The organism is Peribacillus saganii (assembly GCF_003429095.1).
In the GTDB taxonomy this organism is placed as follows: domain Bacteria; phylum Bacillota; class Bacilli; order Bacillales; family DSM-1321; genus Peribacillus; species Peribacillus saganii.
In genome coordinates this window covers 79,031-91,883 of record NZ_QVTE01000008.1, presented here as the reverse complement: position 1 = coordinate 91,883, position 12,853 = coordinate 79,031, and the positions used below count along the sequence as shown (strand labels likewise).

Annotated in this window: 12 protein-coding genes and 1 riboswitch; of the genes, 2 read left to right on the top strand and 10 right to left on the bottom strand. The window is 39.2% G+C overall.

Annotated elements, in window-relative coordinates; genetic code table 11:
* Positions 1 to 137: 137 nt before the first annotated feature.
* The 3 genes from D0469_RS03140 to D0469_RS03130 form a co-directional block, all read right to left on the bottom strand.
* Positions 138 to 2,570 (bottom strand): heavy metal translocating P-type ATPase, encoded by a 2,433-nt coding sequence (locus D0469_RS03140; protein ID WP_117325185.1) that lies wholly within the window; start codon positions 2,568 to 2,570, stop codon positions 138 to 140.
* Between the two features lie 168 nt (positions 2,571 to 2,738).
* Positions 2,739 to 2,945: a copper chaperone CopZ gene (gene copZ, locus D0469_RS03135; protein WP_117325184.1), complete on the bottom strand. Its 207-nt coding sequence runs from the start codon at positions 2,943 to 2,945 to the stop codon at positions 2,739 to 2,741.
* A 15-nt stretch (positions 2,946 to 2,960) separates the two neighbouring features.
* Positions 2,961 to 3,305, bottom strand: coding sequence for a metal-sensitive transcriptional regulator (locus D0469_RS03130; RefSeq protein WP_117325183.1), 345 nt, complete (start codon positions 3,303 to 3,305; stop codon positions 2,961 to 2,963).
* Between the two features lie 431 nt (positions 3,306 to 3,736).
* On the opposite strand from D0469_RS03130, the gene D0469_RS03125 reads away from it, so the two are divergent.
* The gene (locus D0469_RS03125; protein ID WP_117325182.1) at positions 3,737 to 4,066 is read left to right on the top strand and encodes a four-helix bundle copper-binding protein; all 330 of its coding nucleotides are present in this window, start codon (positions 3,737 to 3,739) and stop codon (positions 4,064 to 4,066) included.
* 260 nt (positions 4,067 to 4,326) lie between these two features.
* Here the strand turns inward: D0469_RS03125 and D0469_RS03120 are convergent, their stop codons facing one another.
* Together D0469_RS03120 and D0469_RS03115 are read right to left on the bottom strand one after the other, a co-directional pair.
* Positions 4,327 to 4,848, bottom strand: coding sequence for an SMI1/KNR4 family protein (locus D0469_RS03120; protein WP_117325181.1), 522 nt, complete (start codon positions 4,846 to 4,848; stop codon positions 4,327 to 4,329).
* A gap of 266 nt (positions 4,849 to 5,114) precedes the next feature.
* A complete protein-coding gene (locus D0469_RS03115) occupies positions 5,115 to 5,672 on the bottom strand; it encodes a TVP38/TMEM64 family protein (protein WP_117325180.1) in 558 nt (185 codons plus the stop codon).
* A 466-nt stretch (positions 5,673 to 6,138) separates the two neighbouring features.
* Between D0469_RS03115 and D0469_RS03110 the strand changes: the two genes are divergently transcribed.
* Positions 6,139 to 6,816: a C40 family peptidase gene (locus tag D0469_RS03110; protein WP_407675720.1), complete on the top strand. Its 678-nt coding sequence runs from the start codon at positions 6,139 to 6,141 to the stop codon at positions 6,814 to 6,816.
* Between the two features lie 518 nt (positions 6,817 to 7,334).
* Here D0469_RS03110 and D0469_RS03105 read toward each other — a convergent pair.
* From D0469_RS03105 to hutH, 5 genes are all read right to left on the bottom strand, one after another.
* A complete protein-coding gene (locus D0469_RS03105) occupies positions 7,335 to 7,766 on the bottom strand; it encodes an SRPBCC family protein (protein ID WP_117325179.1) in 432 nt (143 codons plus the stop codon).
* Between the two features lie 726 nt (positions 7,767 to 8,492).
* Positions 8,493 to 9,479, bottom strand: coding sequence for a ring-cleaving dioxygenase (locus D0469_RS03100; RefSeq protein ID WP_117325178.1), 987 nt, complete (start codon positions 9,477 to 9,479; stop codon positions 8,493 to 8,495).
* 284 nt (positions 9,480 to 9,763) lie between these two features.
* Complete coding sequence (locus D0469_RS03095) at positions 9,764 to 9,967, bottom strand: hypothetical protein (protein ID WP_117325177.1); 204 nt, start codon at positions 9,965 to 9,967, stop codon at positions 9,764 to 9,766.
* A gap of 372 nt (positions 9,968 to 10,339) precedes the next feature.
* On the bottom strand, positions 10,340 to 10,525 hold the full coding sequence (locus tag D0469_RS03090) for a Fur-regulated basic protein FbpA (protein WP_117325176.1): 186 nt from the start codon (positions 10,523 to 10,525) through the stop codon (positions 10,340 to 10,342).
* 256 nt (positions 10,526 to 10,781) lie between these two features.
* Positions 10,782 to 10,885, bottom strand: a riboswitch (SAM riboswitch).
* A gap of 374 nt (positions 10,886 to 11,259) precedes the next feature.
* Complete coding sequence (gene hutH / locus D0469_RS03085) at positions 11,260 to 12,801, bottom strand: histidine ammonia-lyase (RefSeq protein ID WP_117325175.1); 1,542 nt, start codon at positions 12,799 to 12,801, stop codon at positions 11,260 to 11,262.
* Positions 12,802 to 12,853 lie beyond the last annotated feature (52 nt).

The following is a 12,853-nucleotide window of genomic DNA, read 5'->3' as shown; positions in this document are numbered from 1 at the left end:
AACTGAAAAAGGAAGTATAACTACCGATAGATCGAGGGGGATTTAATCTTCAAATAGATTTCGGAAGCACCATAAAAAAAACGCCTGGTCTTGACCAAGCGTTGTACTGATATATTATTTAAATTGCCAAATACCATCTAGCTCATATTTTCGCTTAACTTCACCCGCTGTAAACGAAGCGCATTCAGCACAACAGACACAGAACTGAATGCCATCGCCGCTCCTGCGAGCCACGGTTCAAGGAATCCCATTGCTGCTATTGGGATTCCAAGAGAATTGTAGGCCAATGCCCAGAAAAGGTTTTGCTTTATATTGCGAATCGTCTTTTTGCTCATTAGGATTGCGTCTGCAATACTATTTAGATTTCCTCTCATAAGGGTGATATCGGCTGCTTCCATTGCGACATCTGTTCCTGTGCCAATTGCCATTCCAATATCAGCCATAGCAAGGGCTGGTGCGTCATTGATTCCATCACCAACCATAGCCACATGTTTTCCTTGTGCTTGCAGCTTCTTAACTTCATCAGCCTTTCCTTCAGGAAGAACTTCAGCAATGGCGATATCGATTCCCACTTCATTTGCAATTGATTGAGCTGTCCGTTTGTTGTCACCTGTCATCATGATTACTTCAAGTCCTGCATCTTTCAGGCGATTGATTGCTTCTCTTGAACTTTCCTTTACAGTGTCAGCTACTGCTACGATACCGACGAGCTGTCCATCCGCTGCAACAAGCATAGCTGTTTTCCCATTATCCTCAAGATTTTCCATCTTACTGTTAACAGATTCAACTGCAATCTCGTATTTGCTCATCAATCTTCTTGTGCCAATTAACAGCTCGTGACCTTTAACATTTGCCTTGATTCCGTGCCCTGGAATGGCTTCAAATGCCTGAACATCCGGTATCTCAATATTTCTATCTTTAATTCCTTGTACTATCGCCTCGGCCAGCGGATGCTCGGATTGCTTTTCCGCAGCTCCTATAAGGCTAAGAAGTGTTTCATCATCCATATCTCGATCAATAATAACATCAGTCAGCACCGGCTTGCCATTTGTGACTGTACCTGTTTTATCCAAAACAACTGTTGTAATGCGGTGCGTCATTTCAAGATGTTCCCCGCCTTTAAAAAGAACGCCATATTCTGCAGCACGGCCAGACCCAGCCATAATAGATGTTGGTGTTGCCAGTCCGAGCGCACAAGGGCAGGCAATCACTAGAACAGCTATCAGTTTCTCAAGGGCTACGGCAAATTCGCCTGGACTCACCCATAGATACCATATCAAAAACGTAAAAACAGCAATACCCACAACGATTGGTACAAAAATACCAGAAATTTGATCCGCAACCCTCTGGATAGGGGCTTTAGAACCTTGAGCTTCCTCAACCACTTTAATAATTTGCGCCAGTGCTGTATCTTTTCCTACTTTAGTTGCTTTCATTTTCAAGAAACCATTCTTATTTATGGTTGCACCTATAACAGAATCTCCAACTGTTTTGTCAACTGGTACACTTTCCCCTGTTAACATTGACTCATCCATAGCAGAACGGCCTTCGATTATTTCTCCGTCTACCGGAACCTTTTCACCCGGTTTTATATAAACAACGTCGCCGGTAACTACTTCTTCCAGCGGGATGTTAAGTTCCTGTCCGTCGCGGTATACAGTAGCTGTTTTCGCTTGAAGTCCCATTAATTTCTTAATTGCTTCTGAAGAACGCCCCTTGGCACGGGCTTCAAACAATTTCCCGAGGATAATCAAAGTTATCAGTACGGAGCTTGTTTCATAATACAATTCCACTGAATGGGCATTGGTCCCTATTGCCAGGATTGATTGATATAGACTGTAAAAATACGCTGCAGAGGTTCCCAATGCGACTAATACGTCCATATTGGCACTTTTATTCCGAAGTGCTTTGTAAGCCCCCACATAAAACTGTTTGCCAATGATAAATTGAACTGGGGTTGCAAGTGCGAATTGAACCCATGGATTCATAAACATTTCAGGTACATATATAAATGAAGTTAATTCAAAATGTCCCACCATTGCCCATAATAACGGAAGGGAGAGAATCAATGAAAAAAGGAATTTTCCTTTTTGCTTTTCAATTTCCTTTGAGCGTAAATCTTCTGTTTTTCCTTTTTCTTGTTTTAACTTTGCCTGATAGCCAATTTTCTCGACCTTTTGAATCAAATCCTGTACTGAAACTTGAGAAGGAGTATATTCAATTGTTCCTGTTTCCAAGGCTAGATTAACAGTAGCATTTTTGACGCCTTCAAGCTTGTTCAAGCCTTTTTCAATTCGGGCTGCACAAGCCGCACAGGTCATGCCGACTAAGTCAAGTTCAACCTTTTCGATCACAACGCCATAACCTAAATCTGTGATTTTTTTCTCGAAAGCATCAACTGTAGTTTTATCAGGATGATATTTGACAGTTGCCTTTTCCAAGACCAAATTTACATTCGCGGTTTCCACGCCTTCGAGCTTATTTAAGCCCTTTTCAATTCGGGTTGCGCATGCTGCACAAGTCATACCTGAAATAGGGACATGGATTTCTTTTAAATCAGCCTCGCTCATCTTGGTCACTCTCCTATTGGAAAGATTATCTCTATACACATATACTATACCCCTCTACCGTATATGTCAATCAAACTTTTCCCTTTTACAAAATTTTTTGGCTGAATAAATTTGGAAAATAAAAAACAGAACGTGCACATCAAAGCCACGTTCTGTCCAATTAACTCCTTATGCTACGTCATAGCCTTGGTCGTCGATTGTTTCTTTTATTTGATCCAGTGTCACTGCATTGGAATCGAATTCGATATTGACTTTACCATTTTCCAAATCAACAGAAACCTTTTGAACGCCTGTTAATTCTCCAACACTGCCTTCAATAGCTTTGACACAGTGTCCACAAGACATGCCGCTTACATTTAAAGTTACATTTTCCACAATGAATCCCCTCCATTATTTTTTCATTAATTTTTGAACAGTTAAAAGCACCTCATCAAGCACTTCAAGGTCGCCTTCTTGAATTCTTTCCACTACACAGCTTTTCATATGGCCCTCGAGCAAGAGTTTAGCCACACTATTTAGGGCGGACTGTGTAGCCGATATTTGGGTAATAACATCATCGCAGTAGGTGTCCTTTTCAATTAAACCTTTAATACCGCGAATTTGTCCTTCTATGCGATTCAGCCGGGTGACCAGGTTCTTTTTAACTTTATCAGAATGGTGGCTCTTTCTGTCGCTTACTTCACTGGAACAACATTCTTCAGCCAAAGATTCTTCTTTATCAAAGTCCAAAGACATTTTCCCCGCCTCCTTCATGAAAATCGTATCATACCCAGGTAGGGTATGCCAATATTTAATTAATAAAATCCTGATTGTAATTAAATTTTTACATCACTTTTCCTTCTCGCATTTTCTTATTAATTTCAAGTTTTCATCAATGATTCCTAATTCTTGACGGAGATCTTATCAATAACCAATAAGAAACGGATGATGCTATGGACCAGTGCTTGGATTATTTCTAATTGTTGGTTTTTATTCTCACCAGAAAATCATACGTTTACCCTTTAAGGTCCCCTTATAGCCCCAGATCGTTGCAGCATACTCGACATTTAAAAAGCGCGCCAGCTACAGAATGTTTCTACAGATGCTATTGAGATGTTAATAATAAGTTAATATACTTTTTTCCTGGGTAAAGAGTAATGGATACAGAATTTTCTGGAGGTAATAAAATGAATTCACGCTATCAGGATTGTATAAAAGCTTGTTTGGAATGTCTGGAGGCATGCAACAATTGCTTTGATGCATGTTTGAACGAAGAGCATGTGAACATGATGACAGAATGTATTCGTTTAGATAGGGAATGTGCCGATATTTGTGCCTATGCTGTCAAAGCAATGCAGACCAACAGTCCGTTTGCACAGCAGATTTGCCGTCTTTGCGCTGACATTTGTGAGTCATGCGGCAACGAATGCAAACAGCATGATCACAGCCACTGCCAGAATTGCGCGGCAGCGTGCTTCCGATGTGCAGAAAAATGCCGTCAAATAGCTGCTGCATAAACTTAGAATTGTTATACGGCAAGCAACAAATGTTTATTTTAAGATTAGAAAAAGTAAACAAACGATAAGGAAAACCTTAAGCCCCCTCAATAAAGGAAGAATGCATACAATAGCTGCATCCGACCGCAAGCTCGAAATAAAAGGACGGCACCTATTAGAAATTTCTAATATATGCCGTCTATTTTACTTTTTTTGTTTACTTGGGACATTGGTTCGCCATTTAAAATAAACTAACTGTGAACGCACCAAATTCTCTTAAATCACTTCCCAAAAAACCGACCAAAAAAGCCTTTTTTCTTTGGTTCAGGAGGTTCATCCAAATCCATGTCGTCTTCCCAAATGGTTAAACCATTTAAAAATGAATGGAAATTAGGGGCCAGTTCAAAAATTTGTTCACTATCAGTATCAATAAATATTACAGGAGGTTCTTCTTTTGTTTTTCGATAATCAAGAGCAATCCAACTATGTCCATCTCCAGAGATTAGAACCACATTATCAGGTAAATCCCATTCCTCTATTAAATATGAGCTCTCCAATATACCATCTTCTTCGCCTATACCAAGTATATGTTCTACATTTACGTGGTCATCAGCCCAAGAATTTGGTGTATCAGAAGGATGTGCATCAAATTTGATATATCCTCCGTTTTGTTCTTTAAGAATTTTTATGTAGGACTCTGGCAACTTTATTTTCAGTTCTTCTTCTGCTTTTTTTACCATTTCAGCTGTTAATGGTTTTAACTTATATTCGTCAGTATCCTCTCTCCATATAGTATTCTCCATTAAATTCACCCCAATTTTTATCAAATAAATTCGCAGGCTATGTTAACTTTCAGTAATGTGAATTGCAACCACCCCTGGAACCTTCTGATAATTGCAAGATTTCCTCATACCTGGGCTATATCCCCAATCAACAAAATAATTAATTACATATTAAACCATTTATACCATATTTCACACTAATATTTTTGTTATCAATTATGCAAGCAGCCCTCAGGTTACTATCATTAATTATTTTCAACGATCGCTAGTTTATTAAAGCACTTCTGCTAACCATCATTTTTCAATCCATTTCTTACTAAGAAAAAAATGAGAACGATAGATAAAATCGTTAATATTATTTTCCCTTCAAAACCAAAGTCAAGAATTTCTTTTACAGAATAGGCTTCAATTAGCAATGCCGGAATTTTTCCGATTGTGCTGGCTGCCGAAAATGGCAGCAGGTTCACACGGCTTAGTGCTCCGGCCAATGTAACGAATCCCGATGGAATCAAGGGAAATATCCTAAGTGCAATAATTAATAGGAATGCTTCCGATCCTCTGCTTTCTTGTAATCTTCTTAAGATACGGTGCTTCTTTTCAGACATCGGCAAAAATTTCTTTATGCCTTTTCTGTATAAATAAAAACTTATAATGGCACCGAATGCTTCCCCTAATATTGAAATCACAAGGCCATTCGTAAAACCAAAAAAGCTAATATTGGCTGCAGTCAAAAACACACTTGGGATAATTCCAAGCAGGCTGATTAATATATTAACAATCATACTAACCACTGCTGCCGCAAACCATCCGCTATCAGAAAACCACTGAATCAATTGTTCTTCCATATTTTCACCCTGTTATTTATTTAGTAGATACTCTTATAACAATTACGGCTAAACCCTTACCGCCTGAAGAATTAACAAAAAAATATAATAATAAACGTAAATTACCACTATAAGAATAAAGTTACGTTTTTAATTTGTATAATGAATAAAAAGTAGATTTATTGTGATCGTTTCGAAAAATGCAAGCCTGTTAAGAAAAAGACAGGTAAGCCCTTGTTCACTCATAAAACGCAACACCTCAATTCCAGTCAATGTCTGATGCCGTAATCATCCCCCGCATTAAGCTGGAACTCGCTGAAGTCGTTAAAATCTGAAATGAAAATAAGCGTACAGTCTTTTCTTGGCAAAAGGCCATATATTTATCCGCTCGGAAAGTAGTGTAATATAATTGTAATGTCCCTGTGATGACCCGGTTATACAATTTCAATTATGATGGTTTAGAAATAATTAACGGGGGTACAAGAATTTGTTAAAGAAACTTTTTGCATCTGTTACAATTGCTGGATTATTACTATCTGCAACACCTGGAATGGCTGATGCGGCACTTGGAGACCGGACTTTGAAGCAGGGTATGAGACACTCTGATGTTAAGGAATTACAAACCATATTGAAACATAAAGGCTTTTATAAATCAAAAATCGACGGAATTTACGGAAAAGGAACGGCCAGCAGCGTACGTTCTTTTCAAGTGAAATACAGATTAACCGTTGATGGAATTACCGGTAAAAATACGGTTAGAGCTTTAAAGGGGTCTGCCTCCTCGAAAGTAGCTGCTGCAAAATCTACAGTAAAATCAACTGCTGTTGTTTCCAATGCTAAGAAATACATAGGTGTTCCTTATAAATGGGGCGGAACTTCCAGAAAGGGATTTGATTGCAGCGGCTTCTTATATACTGCCTTTAAAGAATCTGGCAGGAGTATCCCACGGACTGTTTCCTCTCTTTATACAAAAGGAAAGAGAGTATCTTCACCAGTGCCTGGCGACGTTGTCTTCTTCTCTACCTATAAAAAAGGAGCTTCACATGCAGGCATCTATGTAGGCAGCGGCAAGTTCATTCATGCCAGCTCCTCACAAGGTATCACAATTTCAGCGTTGAGCAATAGTTATTGGAAACCAAAATATCTAGGCGCTAAACGGATTTAAGAGGGCTTTCTTGAGCTCTCTTTTTATTCTGCTATTTAGATAACAAGCAGTTCTTAGCAGCAACTGCTTGTTCATCTTGCGGCAGCCCAGCTATCTTTTGGAAACGGTGAATACCGCTTGGTTCATTAGTGTTTTTGTTTTTTCGGCAAAAAAAAAAGCGACACCTTATAAAACGGGCATCACTTGTCATGGTGCTTACTGTATTACTCAAATTTCTCTTCATCATTCGTATCAAGGTTAGAGGATATGGTTGGCTTCTCTTTAAGATCCGTTAAGTACGTTCCGAGCTCTTGAGTCAACTGTTCTTCCGACTTTTCCTCGTACTTAATAATAGCACCTCCTTTATTTGAAGTGTAAATTACTAAACAGGATACTAAGCAGGAAGTGAAACTATACCCTTAATAGCTTCTATACCTATAATAATCATTAATAAACATGATTATTCTAATCTTGCAGAGATGCAGAAAAATTTTTCTTAAACACGCACTTTCAATTAATCTTTTATTATTACGTCTATTTTATTCCAAAATTGCTTTTATTCTTTTTAGGTCTTTTTTGTTCGCTTTTTCCATCATCAATGACATGAACGGAGTTAGAATTCTGGAAAAACCAGTTGGATTTCCTTTATTTTGTAAAGTCATTTTCGTCAAAGTGTCATCAATATACTTCCAAGTGTATGTTGTTTCCATTGGAAAAGGGCCGTCAGCTGTTTTCATTACAAGTTTTTCTCCGGGAACATATTCCACTATTTCGTAGACATAAGCTAGATCACGTCCTAAAAATTGTGCTTTGAAAGCTATTTGAGAACCGATTTTTAAAGATTTTTGGGTTAGCCATTCCGCTGATTTTATGTTTAAATACCATTCAGGTGCATTATCAGGATTGGCAGCATATTCCGATACTGTCTTAAGCGGGCAGCTTATGCTTATCTCTGTAAAAACATCTACCATAATTTTTCCCTCACATTTGCTTATTTCATTCCAGAAAAAATCCAAATTAATAGAAATTACACTTATAAAAATGTTGAAAGCGGGAGTTTGTTATTGCTTTTCCTCTAATGATGAGTATTTTATGCCGGTTTATATCTAATAATGCCGTCAAACTTTGTTGATATTTTTGTTGTTTCAATTGCAAAAAAAAGCGGTATAAGGGGATTAAAACATTAAACAAAAATTTCCTTATATAATCTGGTTAGATAAATGACTTTACAAATCTTTTTAAGGAGTGATTAAGATGAAAATAAAGGTTGGAAGCTGGCGGATGCTAAGCAAGCAGGATAAAATGTTTATATTGAAAATAATCAGTGAGCGTTCGAGATTTATTAATCATATATAAGCGGAAATGCCGACATCTGGTTATCAGAAAAGCTATAGCACCCAATTCACGGCTAAAGTCGCCACGTCTAGTACCATCGTCGACGCCAAAAAAGGACGGCTAAAGATCACCACATCCTGTGGAATGGCGGCACTAGCACATCCTCATAATACTGACGCTTCGTTTCCTGCGATGTACGCTGCAGAAGCATTCCTTGTTCTGTAAGTCGGAGCTATATTATCCTGAGAAAAAAGTTGCTGGGAGCTGGAGTTCGCATCAAACAGTTTAGCTTTCGTACTTTCAAAAACCAGCAAAAGTCTCTGCTGATTTTTTGCGTACTTTATAGCCTCTGTCTTTGGCAGTTATTCCTGCCCGGTATCAAGCGGCTTTAATTTCGCTTCAATTGCCTGCCGCTGATTTTCAAAATACGGAGGCAACGCAAGGCTCTCACCGAGATGTTCGAAATCCTCATCATTTGCAAATCCCGGTCCATCGGTCGCCAATTCAAATAATATTCCATTCGGTTCCCGGAAATATAGCGAACGGAAATAATACCGTTCAACGAATCCAGAATTCGGATAACCCTTTTCCGTGATAAGCTGAACCCATTTTTTTAATTCTTCTTCATTATCAACCCGGAATGCGACATGGTGGACACTGCCCCTGCCTGGTCTTTCACGCGGAAGATCGCTCCGTGCTTCCAGATAAATCGCAGCACCGGCCCCGCCCTCACCAGTCTCAAAAACACGAACTGGATCCTTTCTATTTGTTGAAGATGGAAAGCTCTCCTTTTCCTGATACCCTAAAATCTGCGTTAAAACCTTTGCTGTCCGCTCCGGCCGCGAAACCGTTAACGTAACCGGTCCTAGTCCGAGAATACCATGCTCCCGGGGTACAGGACTCTTGTCCCACGGTGTTCCTCCTTTTACCCCTGTATTGTTTTCATCAGACACAAGGACAAGGCGCTGCCCTTCAAAATCACGAAACCTTATTGAGGCTCGCCCATTAATTTCAGTGATTCCATCATGATCAACTTCTAATAGCTGAAACCTTTGCTGCCAATACTGCAGTGATTCATCAGAAGCGACACGAAGCGACACAGAGGTAATGCTGTTAGTCCCAGGATAGGTACGGCCCAAATTCGGTATTTCAAAAAAAGTTATGTCAGTACCCGGATTTCCCCTTTCATCTGCATAAAACAAATGATAAACCGAGGTATCATCCTGATTTACCGTTTTTTTCACTAGCCTAAGCCCAAGCGTTTTCGTATAGAATTGATAATTTTCCCTTGCATTCGCCGTTAAAGACGAAACATGGTGCTGTCCCTTTAGAGGTAAGAGCCCTTGCACGCCATCACATCCTTTTTAAAGTTCTTTAGCTATTTTACTAAATTATACAAAAGAAAAACGAGATAATCATTTACCCAATCCGAATCTAAAAGAAAACAACCCCTCTTAGGTTAACGTAATTCAGGCAATCCCACCTTGTGACTTCAGCACCCAGCAACTTTTTACGTATTATAAATAAAGCAGCTAGACATCTACTTTAACAAAAGAGGAATGCTTTCTATCTAAAATAAAAGAACTGGATAACTCCAGTTCCCCTCAATTGTTATTATTTTTGTCCGTCAGAATTAGATATTTCCTTCAAAAATATGTTTAATTTTTGCCGTGTAATTGTTAACTTCGCGTAATACTGAAATACTGTAATCCAGTAATTCTTTATAAGAGTCCACAGATACTGCGTTATTGTCTTTTTGAAATTCATTCACCTTTAACCCAAGGTTTTGCAAATGCAGCAAAGCTTCTTCAATAGATCCCTTTTCTACAGTGTACATGGAAATCCCCCTTTTCTCTATGTATCATGATTATCGGAGAATCAATAGTAATTTTCAATGCTTTTTTATAAAAATGATTATGACATCTGCTTAAATGTTCCGGCTGAATTAAACCCGGTTATTTATTAATACGCAGAATTCCATATAAAAATTCGTTCAATTAATACGGAAGTTACTTCACAATTGTGGCCATAATCTTCAAATCCCGAGACTAGATTTCTATTCATATTGTAGGCGATCTGTCCCACTTAAATTGGTTCCATCCCAAACAAAAATAAACTCCCGCCTCTTTTATTCAGACGAGAGTAATAAACTCACATTTTAACTTGTACCTTTTATAGCCGCAGAATGAAGTAAACATAACATTTCGGACTATGTAATAACTGTGCTATTATTTGAACTGCCACTTTTGTTTTGAAGCAGCTTATATTCCTCTTCCAGTATCTTTAGGGGCGCATCATATAAATGCCTCTCATCCGCCGTTTTATAGACTCCAGCTGATAATAACCGATCTATAAGCAAATTCTTTCGAAATTCCGTATGTTTAAATTCTGACATAATCCATTTTCCTTTCTGTTTCTCAACAGTACCTTTTTAACATCTTCAAACAACAATATACCTGTTCTCTTCAGTTCTTAAACATTATATAAAAATAATATAATACTCTCATTGGCAGCCTTTGCAAAGCACTATAAAATGATAAGTGTAACTGCTCAAAGAAATAAGCAAAAACATCAGGATAAACTTAAATGTACGTTTCAGGCCGCAAAAAAACCCCTTCTTAATAAGAAGAGGCTGCAGTTTCAATTCACTCTTCTTATCTTTCAAGCCAATGCTTGTTGGATGTAGCACAGTTCCTTTACAGGTCTGCTGCCGAAGCTTCACAGGGCCAAATCCCTCAGCTTCTCTTGATAAGAGTAACGCAATATAATGTTGTAATAGGACTATATAATAAATACCACGAAAAGTCAATTGTAATATTAAAGCGCTTACAATATATACGTGCATATCTTATCTAAAATAGTAATTAGAAGCATCTGGTGAAATTAATATGGCATTTGATACTTATATAAACTCCGATTGTCACCGAAGCCAAGAATGAGGAAACCTGATAATCGAGATCAGATCACAATCCAGTTTTTTTAGCAACCCGTGGGTTTAGACTGTTATAAATCATCCTTAATAGCGCTTCTTCTTCCAAGCCTTTTTATTGCATTTCTAATCATTTGTTTCTCCTGACTTTATGTTTTAAAGTTGTTCACATTCCCTTGAGTCTCCTTCGTATTCAGTTTTTATATCGAATTCTCGATCACTCCATAGTCTTGATTTTCATTCATTAAACCTGTCCAGCACCCCTTATTTTTTTTAAGCCATTCAGTCAGCCTTTCAATATCTTCCGAAAATACACGATCCTCCGTTATGGACGGGACTATTTTTCTGGCTTCTTCATAAAATGACCTTGTTCTCGGGGACAGGTTATCTACTCCCCGATATTGGACTGCCTGCAAAGCACAAATGCATTCGATAGCCAGTACTCTTCGGACATTCTGGATAATGGCATAGGCGTGACGGGCGGCGATCGTTCCCATGCTTACATGATCTTCCTGATTGGCTGAAGACGGGATGGAATCAACGCTTGCAGGGTGAGCAAGCGTCTTGTTTTCCGAAACCAGGGAAGCCGCACAATATTGCATGATCATTGCTCCAGATTGAAGGCCTGGCTGGGAGCTTAAAAATGGCGGCAAATCATTTAATTGCGGATTAACCAGCCTTTCAATCCGCCTCTCGGAAATGCTGGCAAACTCAGCAGCAGCAATTTTCATAAAATCCATCGCAATGGCAATTGGCTGGCCATGGAAATTCCCTCCCGAAATAACCGTTTCTCCTCCATCAAAGATTAACGGATTATCTGTAGCAGCATTTACCTCTATCTCAAGCTTTTCTTTCACATAGTCAAAAGCCTGCCACGAAGCTCCATGGACCTGCGGAATGCAGCGAAGGGAATATGCATCCTGTACCCTCTTCTCTCCCTGTCCGGTAATCAGCTTGCTTCCTGATAAAATTTCACGCATGCGCTTGGCAACCGCTATCTGCTGCGGATAACCGCGCGCTTCGTGTATAGCCGGATGAAAGGCGTCAATGATCCCTTCCAAAGCCTCCATCGTAAGGGCGGCGATCATTTCACTTTGATATCCAAGTTCACTGGCTTCAAGCCAATTAATTACACCCATCGCAGTCATAGCCTGGGTACCATTGATTAACGCAAGCCCCTCTTTTGCCTGCAAGGCGACTGGAACTAATCCTTCTTGATTGTATGCTTCTTGGGCGTAACATATTTTGCCGTTGAAATGCACTTTGCCTTCACCTATCATAACCAGTGCAAGATGGGAAAGCGGCGCCAAATCCCCTGAGGCCCCTAATGATCCCTGCTGGGGAATTACCGGGTGAATCCGGCAATTTAACAAACTAACTAGATGTTCGGCAATAATCGGCCTTATTCCAGAGACTCCTTTTAGCAAAGCATTCAGTCTGAGCAGGACCATTGCCCTTGACACAACTTCAGGAAAAGGGTCTCCTACTCCACAAGCATGTGAGCGAATCAGGTTTAACTGAAGCTGATTGACATCATCTTCTTCGATCACGACATCACTGAACTTTCCGAAACCAGTATTGATACCGTAAATCGTCCGTTTTTCAGCAACTATTTTTTCAACTGCAGACCTGCTCTCTTCCACCTTTCGCATGCTGTTAGGGCTAATTGAAACGGGTTCCTCCCCGTAGCAAACCCTTCTTATTTGATTCAATGTTAATGAATGGCCTGTCAATTCAATCATTTCGGCTCCTCCTAATTGTTTTTGAAAGTGGTTAAACGACCTGACAGGAAGA

Excerpts from the sequence above, each read along its gene's own strand:
- D0469_RS03140 (WP_117325185.1), bottom strand. The coding sequence starts at position 2,570 with ATGAGCGAGGCTGATTTAAAAGAAATCCATGTCCCTATTTCAGGTATG.
- hutH (WP_117325175.1), bottom strand. The coding sequence starts at position 12,801 with ATGATTGAATTGACAGGCCATTCATTAACATTGAATCAAATAAGAAGG.
- D0469_RS03120 (WP_117325181.1), bottom strand. The coding sequence starts at position 4,848 with ATGGAGAATACTATATGGAGAGAGGATACTGACGAATATAAGTTAAAA.
- D0469_RS03125 (WP_117325182.1), top strand. The coding sequence starts at position 3,737 with ATGAATTCACGCTATCAGGATTGTATAAAAGCTTGTTTGGAATGTCTG.
- D0469_RS03105 (WP_117325179.1), bottom strand. The coding sequence starts at position 7,766 with ATGGTAGATGTTTTTACAGAGATAAGCATAAGCTGCCCGCTTAAGACA.
- D0469_RS03095 (WP_117325177.1), bottom strand. The coding sequence starts at position 9,967 with ATGTACACTGTAGAAAAGGGATCTATTGAAGAAGCTTTGCTGCATTTG.
- D0469_RS03115 (WP_117325180.1), bottom strand. The coding sequence starts at position 5,672 with ATGGAAGAACAATTGATTCAGTGGTTTTCTGATAGCGGATGGTTTGCG.
- D0469_RS03090 (WP_117325176.1), bottom strand. The coding sequence starts at position 10,525 with ATGTCAGAATTTAAACATACGGAATTTCGAAAGAATTTGCTTATAGAT.
- D0469_RS03130 (WP_117325183.1), bottom strand. The coding sequence starts at position 3,305 with ATGTCTTTGGACTTTGATAAAGAAGAATCTTTGGCTGAAGAATGTTGT.